Here is a 15,511-nt window from a genome sequence, read left to right as displayed (position 1 = left end):
ATGTCTCGTGACGCATAACACCTAAATATGGGGCACAAACTCGTAGGCTAAACTGCGAAGCAGAGCCTGCGTGTTTGTGTCCCACATAATTTTTTTGTTAGGTGCTTGCGCCATTACCACACTACAACTTTTTTTGGCTCTAAACCATTAACCATACAACTACCCAACACTAGTTCCCCACGTTCAGCAGCTGCGAATGCTTCTTCTGTAGGTAAGCCCATTACATAAGGCACAATTTTTGGAGGTCCATCCAAGTCGATAAAAGTGAAGTCTAGAGGGATAAGCGTCGAAACAAAGAATGCAAACCAAGCAATAATTTTAGCGTTTTGATTTCTGCTAAAAATGAAAGCAGCGATAAAAATAAATAAGCACAAAAAGCCTAGATTACGGTAAGCCAAAAAGCTCCATAAGATGCTGCTAAGAACAAGAATCGTATTTGCTTTTTTACTTTGAAAAATCATTTGAATCTAAACCGGCACCTAACAATTTAATGTACGGGAAAAATCCTTTATGCAACGTGGATAAAATCCGTATATTACTTTAATAATCTACCCACTTTCGCACGTAATGTCATGTGCATCAACACCCTACACTTTGTATCTGAAAACACAGTACTAAAGTACGGAATCTTTCCTTTTTATTTTACGTTGCCTTAAAGAAATGCAATGCTGTATTAATATCCAGTGCTCAGGTTACGAAAAAATGAAATCAATGTTTATGCGAATGGTAGTCGAGCATATGCGAAATCGTCGCTATGCTAAACGTACGATAGAACTATATAGTAAATGGATAATTAGCTTCATTCGCTTCAACAACAATAGGCACCCATCTGAAATGGGAAATATAGAGGTTGAGGCATTTTTGTCTCACTTGGTTAACGCTAAAAATGTCGCTCCTGCTACACAAGCGAGTGCGCTTAATGCGTTGGCTTTTCTGTATCGTGACATATTGGAAAGCCCTCTGTCGCTAGAGCTCAACTTTGTTGCAAGCCGAAGGCAAGCTAAGCTTCCGGTAGTGCTTACGCAAGAAGAAGTTGTTTCTCTTTTCGAGCAAATCCCCGCCAACTTAAAATTACCCATATCTTTGCTATACGGAAGCGGCCTTCGGCTAATGGAAGCGGTAAGGCTGCGAGTGAAAGACATTGATTTTGATTACAACGCCATTCGAATTTGGGATGGAAAAGGCGGCAAGAACCGCATTGTTACGTTGGCTGCAGAATTGAAGCCTGGCCTTACCCGGCAAATAGCCACAGTCGAAAACTTTTTGGCGGCCGATTTAGAAAACCCTAAATATGCCGGTGTTTACCTACCACATAGATTGCGAGAGAAATATAAAAACGCGCCAAGAGAATTGGGTTGGCACTACTTGTTTCCTTCTCCAAGACTGTCTGTCGATCCTGAAGACAAAAGTGTGCGCCGGCATCATATTGATGAGTCGAGCATACAGAAGGCAATACGAAATACAGCTAAAGCCTGCAACATTAAAAAGAAAGTAACACCTCACACACTGCGCCATTCTTTTGCTACGCACTTGCTGCAAGCCGGCGCTGATATTAGAACGGTACAAACACAGTTAGGGCATTCAGACGTGAAGACCACGCAAATTTATACCCACGTACTTCAGCAAGGTGCGCAAGGTGTGGTGAGTCCGCTGTCTCGTATACTTAAATAGCCATTTAGCACAACCACTCAATGACTTCATAACCAACAAAAAAGGGCCCAGGGGCCCTTTTCAAAGGTTAGCTATTTAATCGCTATTTGAAACACTCAAATAAACGCTTATACACGCTCAAATACGGTAGCAATACCCTGGCCTAAACCAATACACATTGTTGCTAAACCTAGGCTCACGTCTTGTGACTCCATTAGGTTAATAAGCGTACCTGAGATACGTGAACCAGAACAACCTAGTGGGTGACCAAGTGCAATAGCACCACCGTTAAGGTTAATCTTAGTATCCAGGTGGTCCATCCAACCTAGTTGCTTAATGCACGATAGTGCCTGTGCGGCGAACGCTTCGTTAAACTCTGCAAGTTCTATGTCGTCCATCGTTAGGCCAGCGCGCTTAAGGGCTTTTTGTGTTGCTGGAACCGGGCCGTAACCCATAATTGCCGCATCACAACCTGCCACTGCCATCGAGCGAATTTTCGCACGTGGCGTAAGGCCAAGGGCTTTTGCACGGTCTGCCGACATTACCAGCATTGCTGATGCACCATCAGACAGTGCAGAAGACGTACCCGCAGTAACCGTACCGTTTACTGGGTCGAACACTGGGCGAAGTGCCGCCATGCTCTCAGCAGTGCTTTCTGGGCGTATTACTTCATCGTAGTCAATGAGCTTTAACACGCCGTTTGCATCATGGCCTTCTACAGGCACAATCTCGTTAGCCCAGCGGCCTTCAAGGTGTGCTTTGTGCGCTAGCTGATGCGAACGCGCGCCAAATGCATCTTGTTGCTCACGGGTAATACCGTTTTGACGGCCAAGTAGCTCGGCAGTCATACCCATCATACCCGACGCTTTCGCCGTATATTTAGCAAGGCCTGGGTGGAAGTCGATGTTGTAGTTCATCGGTACGTGACCCATGTGTTCAACACCGCCAATTATGTAAATGTCACCGCGACCAGTCATGATGCCGCTTGTTGCATCGTGAAGGGCTTGCATTGATGAACCACATAAACGGTTAACCGTTACCGCGCCTGTAGTGCGTGGAATTTTTGTTAGTAGTTGCGCATTACGTGCAACGTTGAAGCCTTGTTCTTTCGTTTGCTGAACACAGCCCCAAATGATGTCTTCAATTTCCGCTGGGTTTACGCCAGGGTTACGCTCTAGTAGCGCGGTCATCAGCGCAGCAGATAGGTCTTCTGCACGCACATTTCTGAAAACACCGTTTTTTGAACGACCCATAGGGGTACGTACGCAATCGATTACGACCACTTCTTTCATTAGATTTTCCTCCGGGTCTTATGCGAAATAGGATTTACCAGCAGCGGCCATTTCACGAACGCCGTCTGAGATCTGATAAATTGGACCAAGTTCAGCGTACTTGTCTGCCATAGCAACAAAGTTCGCCAAGCCAATGGTTTCAATCCACCGGAAAATACCACCGCGAAATGGTGGGAAACCTAAGCCGTAAAGTAGCGCCATATCTGCTTCAGCTGCGCTATCTACAATGCCTTCTTCCAGGCAGCGAATTGCTTCGTTTGCCATAGGGATCATTAGGCGTGCAATAATGTCGTCAGCTTCAAAGTCTGTCTTCTCGGCGACATGTGGTGTCATTAGTGCGTATGCTTCTTCAGCAGGTGTTTTCTTAGGCTTACCGCGCTTATCAACACCGTAGTTGTAGAAACCTTTACCGTTCTTCTGACCTAAACGCTCTTCTTTATAGAACAGGGTTACCGGGTCGTTGTCCAGGCGAGCCATACGCTCTGGAATACCCGCTGCCATTACGTCTGCTGCGTGATCGCCCGTGTCGATGCCTACAACGTCCATTAGGTAAGCCGGGCCCATAGGCCAGCCGAAGATTTTTTCCATTGCTTTATCAACCGCTACAAAGTCAGCGCCGTCGATAAGTAGCTTACTGAAGCCCGCAAAGTATGGGAACAATACGCGGTTTACCAAGAACCCTGGGCAGTCGTTAACCACAATAGGGGTTTTACCCATTTTAAGGGTTGCCGCTACTACTGCATTGATGGTTTCTTCTGACGTTTTTTCGCCACGAATAATTTCAACTAGTGGCATGCGGTGCACTGGGTTGAAGAAGTGCATACCACAGAAGCGCTCTGGCTTGTCTAGGCTTTCAGCTAGCTGATTAATAGAGATAGTAGAGGTGTTTGAACAGATGATAGCGTCGTCTGCTACATTGTCTTCTACTTCCTTAAGTACAATACTTTTTACTTTCGGGTTTTCTACCACCGCTTCAATGACAAGGTCTGCATCTTTTAGAGTGCTGTACTCAAGGGTAGGTGTGATAGCGTTAAGTGTTTGCGCCATTTTAGTCGCATCAACTTTGCCGCGCTTCATACCTTTGCCAAGAATTTTCGCTGCTTCTGAAAGGCCAAGGTCCAGTGCACCTTGGTTAATGTCTTTCATAATTACCGGCGTGCCTTTCACAGCGCTTTGGTATGCAATACCGCCACCCATGATGCCTGCACCTAGTACAGCGTTAAGTTTAGTGTCTCTTGTGCTTGCTTTCGCTTGCTTTTTACCTTTGCTCTTAACAAGTTGGTCGGCAAGGAAAATACCAATTTGTGCTTTCGCTGCGTCGGTTTTCGCAAGCGCTACAAAGCCTTCATTTTCAAGCTTTAGCGCACCGTCGCGGTCTAGTACAGAGGCTTTTTGCACTGTCTCAACCATTTTGTGTGGTGCTGGGTAATGTTTGCCTGCTTGTGCAAATACCATCGCTTGAGCAGTACTGAAGCTCATCATGGCTTCGTTTTTATTTAACTGTAGTGGGGCTTTTTTAACCGCACGACGAGCCTGCCAGTCAAATTTTCCTTCAGCAGCGTCTTTCACCATTGAAAGCGCGCCTTCAATTAGTGCTTCTGGCGCTACAACTGCATCTACTGCGCCTTCTGCTAAGGCTTTCGCGCCTTTTCTATCGCGGCCGGTGGTCATCCACTCAAGGGCGTTGTCTGCACCAATAAGGCGAGGTAAGCGAACCGTACCACCAAAACCAGGCATAAGGCCTAGTTTAACTTCGGGTAAACCAATTGAAGCTGTGGTGTCCGCAATTCGCATGTCACACGCCAATGCCATTTCACAACCGCCGCCTAGCGCAAAGCCATTCACCGCCGCGATGGTAGGGAAAGGTAGATCTTCGAAGCGATCGAAGACTTGCGATGTTTTTGCTACCCAGTTCAAAATCTCTTCATCGCTTTTTTCAAACATACCAGTGAATTCAGTAATGTCTGCACCTACGATAAAGGCGGGTTTGCCGCTTCGCACTATGGCTGCGCGAATATCACCATGGGCGGCCATAGCGGAAGTTGCTTCATCTAGTTCTAGAACAGTTTGTTGGTCAAACTTGTTGACTGAGCCCGCTGCATCGAAAATCAGCTCAGCAATACCATCATCTGACAGTGTAACGGTCAGACTTTTGCCTTCGTAAATCATTCTATTCTCCTTCGGCAATGGCGAGGAGTCAGAATTGCCGGGGCTGATTTTATTTAGCCGCGCCTAATTCTGACAGGTTAGGGTACATTGATTTTGACAACCCAACACACAAGTTGCAATAAAAATTCAAACAAGTGTTTACATTTTTACCATGATGTGGCGACGCACGTTATGAAATTCAAGCTCGAATTAATGAAGCCTGCTAGTATAATGGTAGGAGAAAGGGCGATTCGCCAGTGTAAATTAGCCTTTGGAATGAATAATTTTTCATTGCGGTTTTTACATCGGTTAACGTACCAAAGGTTCACTTTTTTTCGGATGGTGCTATGCGAACAGTCGCGATAAATATGCTCAAGCGTATTAAGGTCTCTTGTTATGTCACCACGTGTTTGTTGTGTGTTGCAATGACGCACGGGGTGAGTGCAACAGAGAACACGGTCTCACCAGTGCTAGCGGAACAGCGGCTTCAGTTTGCAGAACTTGAGAAGCAACTGGGGCGCGCTACGCCTAAAAAGGCCAATTCGTTGCAACCGGCTGTCAGTGCGCTGTCAGATTATCCCCTGTATCCTTACTTAGTACGCCAGCAAATCGATGCAACAATGGATATGGCGCATCGTGACCAAATTGAGTCATTTTTGCTAACCTACCACAATCAACCCTTTACTTACGGATTGCGCGGGCGCTGGTTGCGTTATCTGGCTAAGCACGGCGAGAAAAAAGCGTTTCTCGCGAACTACCGCGATGGCATGGGAGCGACTATTACGTGTCAGTATCTTCAGTATCAACTCGAAGATGCCAGTCAGCCAAATTATTGGTTGGGCAAAGTAGAAGCGCTGTGGTTATCTGGCTATTCACAGCCAGATGAATGTGACCCGGTGTTTAAACAGTGGAAAGATGCCGGCATGATGACGGATGCGCACGTGTTGGGGCGCATTGAAAAGGCTGCGCTTTCCGGTAATCCGAAATTAGTGCCTTATCTGAAAATGAAATTACCGCCGTCTCAGCAGTATTTGGCGGATCTTTGGTACGAAGTGCGTCGCAATCCAGAACTGGTGCTAGCACACGGCAAATTTCCATTGAAACATCCAGAGTCAGAAATGAAGATTGTGACATATGGATTAGAAAAGCTCGCTTGGAAAGAGGCAGAACGCGCGATTAAAGCTCACCGTTACTGGCAGCCGAAAAAGTTGTTTTCCACCTCTCAGGTACTCGCCATTAACCGCGCCATCGCATTGAGCCTTGCCATTGACGACAAACCTCAGTCCGAAGTTTGGCTTCAACGTGCGGATGTAACGGGAGCAAAAGCGGATGTTAAGCACTGGCATGTAGCGTATTTACTCAGACACAAAAAGTGGCAGGCGGTACTGGCGCTGATAGAGCAAGCGCCTGGCGCTGTTAAAACGCAAGAGAGCTACCGCTATTGGCAGGCTCGAAGTCTGGAGGCTTTGGGGCAGACCGACGAGGCGTTATCACTTTACGAAACGTTGGCAAATGAACGGCATTATTACGGGTTTATGGCCAGTGCCAAAGTGAATCGTCAACCAGCTTTACAGCACCAGCCGGCACCGCGGGATGATGCAAATATAACTATGATCGCCCAGCGTCCTGCTGCCCGGCGTGCAAAGGAGTTTCTTGCATTAGGTCGGCTGATTGACGCCAGACGAGAATGGCGTTTTTTAGTTAATTCTTTAGACAGTTCACAAGTAAAAGATGCCGCGTTGCTTGCCAGTGATTGGGGGTGGTTTGATCAGGCTATTATCACCTTTACTCAAAGCGGGTTTATGGACGATGTCGAGAAACGTTTTCCTTTGGCTTATACTGAACAGTTCTCTGCGGTAGGGCAAGCCTACGATGTTCATCCTGCATTTGCGATGGCCATTGCGCGCAGAGAGAGCTCCTTCATGGTGGATGCCGTATCTCCGGCGGGTGCCAGGGGGCTCATGCAATTAATGCCGGGAACAGCACGGTACATTTCTGAAGGAAGAGTTGCCACTGACGATTTATTCGATGCCACACACAATGTGAAATTTGGTGTGCAATACCTGCGTTATCTGATGGATAAAATGGGTGATAATCCCGTGCTTGTGTCAGCGTCGTACAATGCAGGTTGGCAGCGAGTGATGAAATGGTTACCTGCAGATAAAAACGTGGAAACCGATATATGGATTGAGACAATTCCCTACAAAGAAACGCGCAACTACGTAAAAGCCGTGATGGCATACCGGTATATTTATGAGCAACAGCTAGGAAGTAGCTCGGAATTGTTCTTGCAACTGGCGGCTTCTGCTATTCCACCTGTCACTGGTCTTGCCGTGCCCCAACGGGCTCAGCGTGGGGTATATGCGCCTAAATAACCATTTCCCTTTTTGCCGCGGGAAGCTGAATGGTAAACGTGGTGCCACGGTTGAGCTTGCTTTCAACCCAAATTCTACCGCCCAGCGATTCAATAATTGTCAATGAGATATACAATCCCAGGCCGGTTCCCTGCCCAATAGGTTTGGTGGTGTAGAAAGGGTGAAATACGGTTTCAAGATCGGCCGATTTAATCCCGCAGCCGTCATCCGTAATTTTAATAACAACGGTATCCTTGCCGTTTTCACTTATTGTGCGGGTACTAACAATGATGTGGCCGTTGTTTTTAATGGCCTGCCCCGCGTTGACCATAAGATTAATGATCACCTGACTGAGCTTTCTTGGGCTTCCTTGTACGGCGGGCACATCAGTTAAGGTAAGCTGTGTGGTCACGTGGTGTTTAAGTTCGGGGTTCACTAACGGCATGGTATCTTCAATACACTGGTTAACATCGAAGGTACTGTCTTCGGAGGACGAATCAGCCCTGGTAAACGATTTTAGGCTAGTGGTAATGTCAGCAACCCGTTTCAACCCTTCGTCAGACTCGTCGCAAATGTCTCTGATATCCCGTATCAAGTGGGGGAAATGGTTGTCATCGTACCATGCTTTGCAGGCCTCTAGCGCATCGTGGATAGCGAGTTCTGAATGGGCGTTAAATAAACGGTTTAGCAGCGTTGAGAAGCGCTCTAGCTCTGGTATGTGTTGTTTTAAGTAGCTGATGTTGCTGCTGATGAAGCCTACAGGGTTATTTATTTCGTGGGCAACCCCAGCAGCAAGTAAACCCACAGATGCCATTTTTTCCGACATCAGTAGCGATTGTTCTGCGCGTTCCTTTTCACGCCGCAGCTGTTCAGACTCAAGCGCTTGCAGACGAGCGTTTACACTAAGCAGCGCTTGTTCTGTAAAGGCCTGATGTGCATCGGCAATTTGAACGTGTTCCTGGGTGTAAAAGCCAATGTCTCTGCGGGCAAAAACGACCACGGCATCTACCTCGTTTACCTGGAACGGACTGAGTAGCAAGCTGGAAACGCCGGCTTCCTGCAGAAAGCCTAGGTTGGTGATTTCCGGGTGGACGTTAATGTTAAACAGGGCTACGGAATGCCCCGCTAACACCCTTTTAAGCATGTCGCCTACTTCCCACAATGTATTTCTCACCGAGGGCAGTGTTGCTGCACCGCAACGCATATAACCGGGTTCTTCTTGTTCTAGAACCATGCAAACATCATAGGGCAGCAACGTTCTGAAATGAGAGAACATTCGGATGTAGAGGTCGTCTGCGTCCTTAGCTTCGAGGATATCTTTCATGCCCGCAAGCATATGGCGGGTGCGACGCTCAAGTGTCTCTGCCTGCTCCTTAAGCCGGTATACCAGATTGAGTTGTTCTCTTAAGGCTTCTTGGTCTTGTTTCATGAGGAAAATGCGATTGCCGATATCATGAGGTTGCCGTGTCGGTTTTGATTGTCGAGAAACCGTCCCTGTTCGCCAAAGGAATACATACCAACCACGGGCAACCCGGGAAAGCGAGCCTGCACCTGGCTGCACATCACGGGAAGTTGCTCTCTGATTGTCATCATACAGCCGGCACAGTACACAAGCAGCACCCCTGCGGGTGTTTGTGATGGAGGTAACAAGTCCACCGCGTTTTGAATGACCTTCTCCGCCCGATTAACCAAGCCTTTAATGCTTCCTTCCATTAGGTGTAAAGTGGTGCCTGTCGTCACGTTTGCGAAAAGTTGTAAGCTACTGTCTTGTGTAACACTGGCAGGATGGATCAGCAAGAATTCCGCTATGCCAACCGGTGATGCGATTTCCAGCCCCAAGGGATGCAACGACGATTGAGCGAGAATTTGCCCGCCGTTTAGGGCGTTTTTAATTATGTCTTTGGTGACGGTGTTATAGCGTTGTGCGGCAGGTTGATTATCTATGGTAATAAGCTTGCGATACGCGGCCTCGGTTACAGTTAACGCAGTTTCTGTGGTTTGATAACCCGAGCTAAATGTCATGCCAAGAGGGGACGATGGTGTCATGACTACTATAGTGATAAAAGCAGAGCCGACCTGGTGCTGATTACCCGTCTGCCAGTTGCCGGACACGTCATTGTCGGCACAGCTACCACCAAATACGGGAATGTTCGGGCCGACTACATCCGCAACCCCTTCGAGCATATTTTCTTCCGTGCCTGGTGTGGGAACACACCAAATGAGCGAAGGAGATTCATAGGGCGTGGCAGAATTCTGAAGTGCTTGCTGGGTTGCTGTTGATGCAGCCTGACGGTCGTTGTTATCAAGTACCGCTGCGGTTCCTACGCCATAGCTTCCATCCGGGTCGACAATAGCCAGCACTGTCAGCGAAGCGCGGGGGTCACAAATTTCTGATGTGCAGATAAATCCCCCACTACTGGAAGTGGCAATGATCAGCGGACAGGAAAAGGCATCGTATAAAGACTGTCGAATGTCGTCAGCGTCGTGATTGGCATTGAGGAACACGAACAATAGCGACGGCGGTTCACTAACCGATAGTTGGGCTAGTACATCAGCCACCATATCTTTACTTTCCTCAAGAGAGGAGGAAGCAGCATTAATTTTCATGTAACAGGCACTTCACTAGACAAAAAGATCAAAGAATGCGTACAAGAGAGTTAAATTAACACGTCTCATAACCTTGTGCTTTAACTATAGTTCACCTGACGTGTTAAGCTACTCTTTAGAAACGAAAATACAGTCTGTGAATATTACTGAGGGTTTATGACATTACTTTCTGATGCTTACTGTGAACATATAGCAACACTTCAGCGTCGAACAAAAGAAGCACTGCAGCGCGAAGGGCTCGAAGGGTTAGTGATTCATGCAGGGCAAAGCAAACGCTTGTTTTTAGATGATAACGACTATCCGTTCAAAGTGAATCCACATTTCAAGGCATGGGTGCCTGTGGTGGACAATCCCCATTGTTGGTTGGTCGTCAATGGTGTTGACAAGCCCAAACTCATTTTTTACCGCCCTGTGGACTTTTGGCATAAAGTGCCCCCTGAACCCAACGATTTCTGGACCGACAGCTTTGATATCACGTTGTTAAAACAGGCGGATGCCGTAGAAAAATACTTGCCATACGACAAGAAAAACTACGCGTATGTGGGGGAATACATCGAAGTTGCCAGTGCCCTTGGTTTTACGAATGTGAATCCAGATCGGGCGTTGCATTACTTGCACTATCAGCGTGCCTGTAAAACTGATTACGAACTAATGTGCATGCGTGAGTCAAACCGCTTGGCAGTGCTTGGCCACAACGCGGCAAAGCAGGCATTTTTTAACGGCGAGAGCGAGTTTGTCATCAAACAGGCTTACAATAGTGCTGCCCGTCATGGCGACAACGATTTGCCATACACTAGCATCGTTGCGTTAAATGAACACGCGTCAATCCTCCACTATATGCATTGTGATCTCGATGCCCCTGCACAATCTCGCTCTTTTTTGATTGATGCGGGTGCCGCCTATCATGGTTATGCCGCAGACATTACCCGTACTTACTCCAATGGCGACAATCTTTTTGCTGAATTAATTGCACAGGTAGACAAGATAACCACAACACTAGCAGATGCGTTAAAACCCGGTGTGGCTTATACCGATATCCATTTACTGGCACACGACGGTATTGCTCAAGTTCTTCACGATGTCGGTTTAGTCAACCTGAGTCCTGAAGACATAGTGGCTAATAAGATTACCCAAACATTTTTCCCCCACGGTATTGGCCACTTCCTCGGATTGCAGGTACACGATGTGGGAGGGCTGGTTAACGATGACCGTGGCACACCAAAACCACCGCCAGAAGAGCATCCTTTCCTGCGTTGCACCAGACTAGTCGAAGCCCGCCAGGTATTCACCATTGAGCCGGGTTTGTATTTTATCGATAGTTTGTTGGCAGAACTCAAATCTTCGGAAGCGTCGAAGTACATCAATTGGGGGACCGTTGAACAGTACCGGCCTTATGGAGGTATCCGCATTGAAGACAACATCATTGTCCATCGAGACAGAAATGAAAACATGACACGAGACCTGGGGTTAAACTAGTGTTCGAAGACGGGCAGTTACTTAATGTGGTGCTTATTGCTCTGGCGGCGGGCATGACGATGCCAGCGGGGGCGTTATTGGCCTTTAACGATTCCATCCAGCCCCGTTGGCTGGAACAGGAAGTTCGTCATGGGGTTATTGCCTTGGGGGCGGGTGCGCTCATTTCAGCGGTGGCTCTGGTTTTGGTTCCGGACGGAGTAGCCCATCACAATGTGGTAAGTGCCTCTTTGTGTTTTGTAACGGGTGCACTTGCTTTCATGGCACTGGATATATATTTGGCAAGGCATCAAACGCCAGCTAGCCAACTCGCCGCCATGCTCAGTGATTTCATCCCGGAATCGCTGGCACTGGGCACCACGGCGGCGATGGGGGGCAGTACCCTATTACTCGGTATACTCATTGCGGTACAAAACCTGCCAGAAGGGTTCAATGCATACCGTGAAATGGCAAGTTCTGAGGCGTCTAACCCAAAAAGACTAATGTTGAAATTTACGACTTTGGCCTTGCTCGGGCCGCTTTGCGCGTGGGCAGGTTACATGTGGTTGGCTGATTATCCTGCCCTGATCGGCGGTATTATGTTGTTCGCCGCAGGAGGGATCCTGTATTCAGTTTTTCAGGATATGGCACCGCAAATTCCCATGGAAAATAAGTGGCTGCCGCCTCTAGGCGCCATAGTGGGCTTTTTGATTGGCATGATAGGTTTTATGCTGGAATCAGCCCACTAACTGTGTTTTTTTTAAAAGGCCGTTGGCTATTTGGTACGCTCAACGGCAATGTGTGCCAGCCCTATTAGTGCTTCTTTAAAAGGCGACGCGGGAATAACAGACAGCGCTCTGATGGCTTTAGCCTTCTCTTCATCTGCACATTTTCGGGTGTAGTCGAGTGCTCCGGTGTCCACCATGATTTGCTGTATTCGGGTAAGATGTGGCAACCCGTTAGCTTTTTCGATGGCCTCATGGATAAGTGTTTTGTCTTCCGGTGTTTTTGCATGCCACATGGCATAAAGCAATGGCAGTGTAGGTTTGCCTTCAGCGAGATCATCACCCGTGTTCTTGCCCATTGCATCGGCGTCTGCCGCGTAATCCAGAATGTCGTCGGCAAGTTGAAACGCGGTGCCCAGGTGCTTGCCGTAGTCCTGCATGGCAGTTTCGATATGGGCAGGTTGGTCTGTGAGCACAGCGGCCAATTGAGTGGCTGCTTCAAACAAACGTGCAGTTTTGCCGTAAATGACATCAAAATAGCGCGCTTCAGTGGTTTGCGGGTCGTTACAGTTCATGAGCTGCAGCACTTCGCCCTCGGCAATGCGATTCGTGGCATCAGACAGTATTTCCATCACGCGCATGCTGTTTAAACTCACCATCATCTGGAATGAGCGGGAATAGAGGAAATCACCTACTAACACACTGGCCTGATTGCCAAAAATAGCATTAGCCGTTTCCTGTCCGCGGCGTAATGTCGATTCATCGACAACGTCATCGTGGAGTAAAGTGGATGTGTGAATGAATTCAATGATGGCTGCCAGAGTGTGATGTTTACCTGTGGTGATCCCCATCGCCCGGGCAGCGAGGACGGAGAGCAGTGGACGAAGGCGTTTACCACCGCTGTTGACAATGTAAAAGCCGAGTTGATTGATTAAGGAAACATCAGAGTCAACTTGCTGCTGGATGAGGGCATTGACCGCTTTCATATCGTCGGCTGCCAATTCGCGAATGGTGTTTATATCCATTGACATTATGTGCGTGCTAATTCGTTATTTTTTGTATAAAGATGTGATTGTACCTGAAACTTTATGGGTATCCACCCGGATAACTAAAAAACCCGTGAGCTAATCGCAAAATAAGCTGGTAAAATTGCAATATTAAGGAGAAAACCCTTTATTATCGCGCTCTGGGCCACGAAAAACGGTGAAGGGTGAAAAATAATCAAATTTTGTGTTTTTCGGGGTTGTGATTTACGGATGTTTCACGTACAATTCGCGCCCTGTTTTTTGAATTGAAGCGTCAGTGTACGCAGAGCGGAGTTAACTATGTACGCGGTTTTCCAAAGTGGCGGTAAACAACACCGTGTGGCCGAAGGCCAAACCGTTCGTCTTGAAAAAATCGAAGTAGCCCCAGGCGAAACGGTTGAATTTGACAAAGTTTTAATGGTAAGCAACGGTGACGATGTAAAAATCGGCACGCCAATCGTTGCTGGTGGTAAGGTGACTGCTGAGGTGGTTACACACGGTCGTGGCGATAAAATTAAAATCGTTAAGTTCCGTCGTCGTAAGCATTCTCGCAAGCAAGCGGGTCACCGTCAGTGGTTCACAGAAGTGAAAATCACTGGTATCAACGCATAAGAGGAGCACGAACACATGGCACACAAAAAAGCTGGTGGTAGTACCAAAAACGGTCGTGATTCAGAAAGTAAACGCCTGGGTGTTAAGCGCTTTGGTGGTGAATCAGTTCTCGCTGGTAACATCATTGTTCGTCAACGTGGTACGCGTTTCCACGCTGGTGACAACATGGGTATCGGCAAAGACCACACGTTGTTTGCATTGAAAGACGGTAAAGTTCAGTTCGACGTTAAAGGACCGAAAAACCGTAAATATGTGAGCATCGTAGCTGAGTAAGCGCGAAAGCTTCTCGCCGAACAGGCTTAGAAAAACCCCGCGCAAGCGGGGTTTTTTTTTAAACACCCGAGAAAGGGTGGGACGTGGATCTGAATATCCTGGTAGTGCGATGTAGTGATGCACCTTTAGTGAACCTGTCGAACTAATGTTCAATGGTGTAAACTAACACAATAAATACAGTCGTCGATTACGACTCGGAGTGATAAATGAAATTTGTTGATGAAGCTGAAATTCGTGTTGAAGCCGGCGACGGCGGTAACGGCGTAGTTGGCTTTAGACGTGAAAAATACATCCCTAAAGGCGGCCCTGACGGCGGGGATGGCGGTGACGGTGGCTCAGTATATCTACAGGCTGATGAAAACCTGAATACGCTTATTGATTATCGCTTCGAACGTTTTCATCGCGCTGAAAGAGGGCAGAATGGTCAGGGGAGCAATTGTACTGGCCGCGGTGGCGCTGATTTAACGTTGAGCGTACCCGTTGGTACCCGTGCCACGGATGTGGAAACCGCTGAAGTTTTGGGTGATCTCACCAAACACGGTCAGCGCTTAAAAGTCGCCCAGGGCGGTTTTCACGGCCTTGGTAATGCGCGTTTTAAAAGTAGCACCAACCGTGCACCAAGACAAAAGACCAATGGAACACCCGGTGAAATCCGCAATTTGAAGTTGGAGCTTATGCTATTGGCTGACGTTGGTCTGCTCGGTATGCCCAATGCAGGTAAATCTACCTTCATCCGCTCTGTCTCGGCGGCTAAACCGAAAGTGGCAGATTATCCGTTTACTACCTTGGTACCCAATTTAGGCGTTGTAAGACAAGACTCTCAGCGCAGTTTCGTGATTGCCGATATTCCGGGGTTAATCGAAGGCGCCGCTGAAGGCGCCGGTTTAGGTATTCGCTTTTTAAAGCACCTTGAACGTTGCCGCGTGTTGTTACACCTGGTCGATTTAATGCCTGCTGATCAAAGCGACCCTGCTGAAAACGCGAAGAAAATTATTTCTGAACTGGAAAAGTACAGTCCTAAACTTGCGGCAAAGCCTCGCTGGTTAGTCTTTAATAAAGTAGATTTACTGCTTGAGGAAGAAGCAGATGCGTTGTGTGCAAGTATCACCGAGCAACTAGAATGGGATGGACCTGTCTATCAAATATCGGCCTTTCAGAAATTAAATACTGATCCGCTTTGTCATGACATCATGAACTTCATTGAAACCCTTCCTACAGAAATCATTTCGGAAGAAGATAAAGAAGAGGTTGAATTCAAATGGGATACTTATCACAAAGAAGCCCTGGAATACGACAGTGAAGATTTCGATGACGATGACGATGACGATGAGTGGGATGATCATCCCAACGTGGTGTACACAAAAGAATAGAGC

Annotated in this window: 13 protein-coding genes; 7 read left to right on the top strand and 6 right to left on the bottom strand. The window is 47.6% G+C overall.

Translation table 11 applies throughout. From position 1 onward, the window contains the following. Positions 1 to 113: 113 nt before the first annotated feature. Positions 114 to 461 carry a hypothetical protein gene (locus KO518_RS04940; protein WP_216024717.1) on the bottom strand — a complete coding sequence of 116 codons (348 nt, stop codon included), beginning with the start codon at positions 459 to 461 and terminating at the stop codon, positions 114 to 116. 241 nt (positions 462 to 702) lie between these two features. On the opposite strand from KO518_RS04940, the gene KO518_RS04935 reads away from it, so the two are divergent. Beyond that, positions 703 to 1,671: an integron integrase gene (locus tag KO518_RS04935; protein ID WP_216024716.1), complete on the top strand. Its 969-nt coding sequence runs from the start codon at positions 703 to 705 to the stop codon at positions 1,669 to 1,671. Positions 1,672 to 1,778: 107 nt separating this feature from the next. On the opposite strand, the gene fadA is transcribed toward KO518_RS04935, so the two are convergent. Then, positions 1,779 to 2,942, bottom strand: a complete 1,164-nt coding sequence (fadA, locus tag KO518_RS04930; RefSeq protein WP_216024715.1) for an acetyl-CoA C-acyltransferase FadA — start codon at positions 2,940 to 2,942, stop codon at positions 1,779 to 1,781. 18 nt (positions 2,943 to 2,960) lie between these two features. Beyond that, entirely contained in the window at positions 2,961 to 5,111 is a 2,151-nt protein-coding gene (gene fadB, locus KO518_RS04925; RefSeq protein WP_216024714.1) for a fatty acid oxidation complex subunit alpha FadB, read from the bottom strand. Between the two features lie 326 nt (positions 5,112 to 5,437). Here fadB and KO518_RS04920 point away from each other — a divergent pair, with 326 nt between their 5' ends. Continuing rightward, a complete protein-coding gene (locus KO518_RS04920; RefSeq protein ID WP_216024713.1) occupies positions 5,438 to 7,465 on the top strand; it encodes a transglycosylase SLT domain-containing protein in 2,028 nt (675 codons plus the stop codon). On the opposite strand, the gene KO518_RS04915 is transcribed toward KO518_RS04920, so the two are convergent. Both KO518_RS04915 and KO518_RS04910 read right to left on the bottom strand, forming a co-directional pair. Further along, positions 7,458 to 8,873, bottom strand: a complete 1,416-nt coding sequence (locus tag KO518_RS04915) for a sensor histidine kinase (protein WP_216024712.1) — start codon at positions 8,871 to 8,873, stop codon at positions 7,458 to 7,460. The genes KO518_RS04920 and KO518_RS04915 overlap by 8 nt on opposite strands. Next, on the bottom strand, positions 8,870 to 10,051 hold the full coding sequence (locus KO518_RS04910; protein WP_216024711.1) for an FIST signal transduction protein: 1,182 nt from the start codon (positions 10,049 to 10,051) through the stop codon (positions 8,870 to 8,872). Before KO518_RS04910 ends, KO518_RS04915 begins: the two co-directional genes overlap by 4 nt. Before the next feature lie 156 nt (positions 10,052 to 10,207). Between KO518_RS04910 and pepQ the strand changes: the two genes are divergently transcribed. Both pepQ and KO518_RS04900 read left to right on the top strand, forming a co-directional pair. Then, positions 10,208 to 11,527, top strand: a complete 1,320-nt coding sequence (pepQ, locus tag KO518_RS04905; RefSeq protein WP_216024710.1) for a Xaa-Pro dipeptidase — start codon at positions 10,208 to 10,210, stop codon at positions 11,525 to 11,527. A gap of 53 nt (positions 11,528 to 11,580) precedes the next feature. Then, positions 11,581 to 12,252 carry a ZIP family metal transporter gene (locus tag KO518_RS04900; RefSeq protein WP_216024740.1) on the top strand — a complete coding sequence of 224 codons (672 nt, stop codon included), beginning with the start codon at positions 11,581 to 11,583 and terminating at the stop codon, positions 12,250 to 12,252. Between the two features lie 26 nt (positions 12,253 to 12,278). On the opposite strand, the gene ispB is transcribed toward KO518_RS04900, so the two are convergent. After that, on the bottom strand, positions 12,279 to 13,253 hold the full coding sequence (gene ispB, locus KO518_RS04895; RefSeq protein ID WP_216024739.1) for an octaprenyl diphosphate synthase: 975 nt from the start codon (positions 13,251 to 13,253) through the stop codon (positions 12,279 to 12,281). A 300-nt stretch (positions 13,254 to 13,553) separates the two neighbouring features. On the opposite strand from ispB, the gene rplU reads away from it, so the two are divergent. The 3 genes from rplU to cgtA all read left to right on the top strand — a co-directional run bounded on the left by rplU (position 13,554) and on the right by cgtA (position 15,508). Then, positions 13,554 to 13,865 (top strand): 50S ribosomal protein L21, encoded by a 312-nt coding sequence (gene rplU / locus KO518_RS04890; protein ID WP_216024709.1) that lies wholly within the window; start codon positions 13,554 to 13,556, stop codon positions 13,863 to 13,865. A gap of 15 nt (positions 13,866 to 13,880) precedes the next feature. After that, positions 13,881 to 14,138 carry a 50S ribosomal protein L27 gene (rpmA, locus tag KO518_RS04885; RefSeq protein ID WP_216024708.1) on the top strand — a complete coding sequence of 86 codons (258 nt, stop codon included), beginning with the start codon at positions 13,881 to 13,883 and terminating at the stop codon, positions 14,136 to 14,138. Positions 14,139 to 14,344: 206 nt separating this feature from the next. Further along, complete coding sequence (gene cgtA, locus KO518_RS04880; protein WP_216024707.1) at positions 14,345 to 15,508, top strand: Obg family GTPase CgtA; 1,164 nt, start codon at positions 14,345 to 14,347, stop codon at positions 15,506 to 15,508. Positions 15,509 to 15,511 lie beyond the last annotated feature (3 nt).

This window comes from Aestuariibacter sp. A3R04 (genome assembly GCF_018860805.1).
GTDB lineage: Bacteria > Pseudomonadota > Gammaproteobacteria > Enterobacterales > Alteromonadaceae > Alteromonas.
Note: the sequence above shows the minus strand (reverse complement) of the source record. Positions and strands in the feature narration are given on the sequence as shown.

Bases quoted from the DNA above. Each gene is read 5' to 3' on its own strand.
- pepQ (WP_216024710.1), top strand. From the start codon at position 10,208: ATGACATTACTTTCTGATGCTTACTGTGAACATATAGCAACACTTCAG.
- fadA (WP_216024715.1), bottom strand. From the start codon at position 2,942: ATGAAAGAAGTGGTCGTAATCGATTGCGTACGTACCCCTATGGGTCGT.
- KO518_RS04900 (WP_216024740.1), top strand. From the start codon at position 11,581: ATGACGATGCCAGCGGGGGCGTTATTGGCCTTTAACGATTCCATCCAG.
- rpmA (WP_216024708.1), top strand. From the start codon at position 13,881: ATGGCACACAAAAAAGCTGGTGGTAGTACCAAAAACGGTCGTGATTCA.
- KO518_RS04940 (WP_216024717.1), bottom strand. From the start codon at position 461: ATGATTTTTCAAAGTAAAAAAGCAAATACGATTCTTGTTCTTAGCAGC.
- KO518_RS04935 (WP_216024716.1), top strand. From the start codon at position 703: ATGAAATCAATGTTTATGCGAATGGTAGTCGAGCATATGCGAAATCGT.
- cgtA (WP_216024707.1), top strand. From the start codon at position 14,345: ATGAAATTTGTTGATGAAGCTGAAATTCGTGTTGAAGCCGGCGACGGC.
- KO518_RS04915 (WP_216024712.1), bottom strand. From the start codon at position 8,873: ATGAAACAAGACCAAGAAGCCTTAAGAGAACAACTCAATCTGGTATAC.
- KO518_RS04910 (WP_216024711.1), bottom strand. From the start codon at position 10,051: ATGAAAATTAATGCTGCTTCCTCCTCTCTTGAGGAAAGTAAAGATATG.
- fadB (WP_216024714.1), bottom strand. From the start codon at position 5,111: ATGATTTACGAAGGCAAAAGTCTGACCGTTACACTGTCAGATGATGGT.
- KO518_RS04920 (WP_216024713.1), top strand. From the start codon at position 5,438: ATGCGAACAGTCGCGATAAATATGCTCAAGCGTATTAAGGTCTCTTGT.
- rplU (WP_216024709.1), top strand. From the start codon at position 13,554: ATGTACGCGGTTTTCCAAAGTGGCGGTAAACAACACCGTGTGGCCGAA.
- ispB (WP_216024739.1), bottom strand. From the start codon at position 13,253: ATGGATATAAACACCATTCGCGAATTGGCAGCCGACGATATGAAAGCG.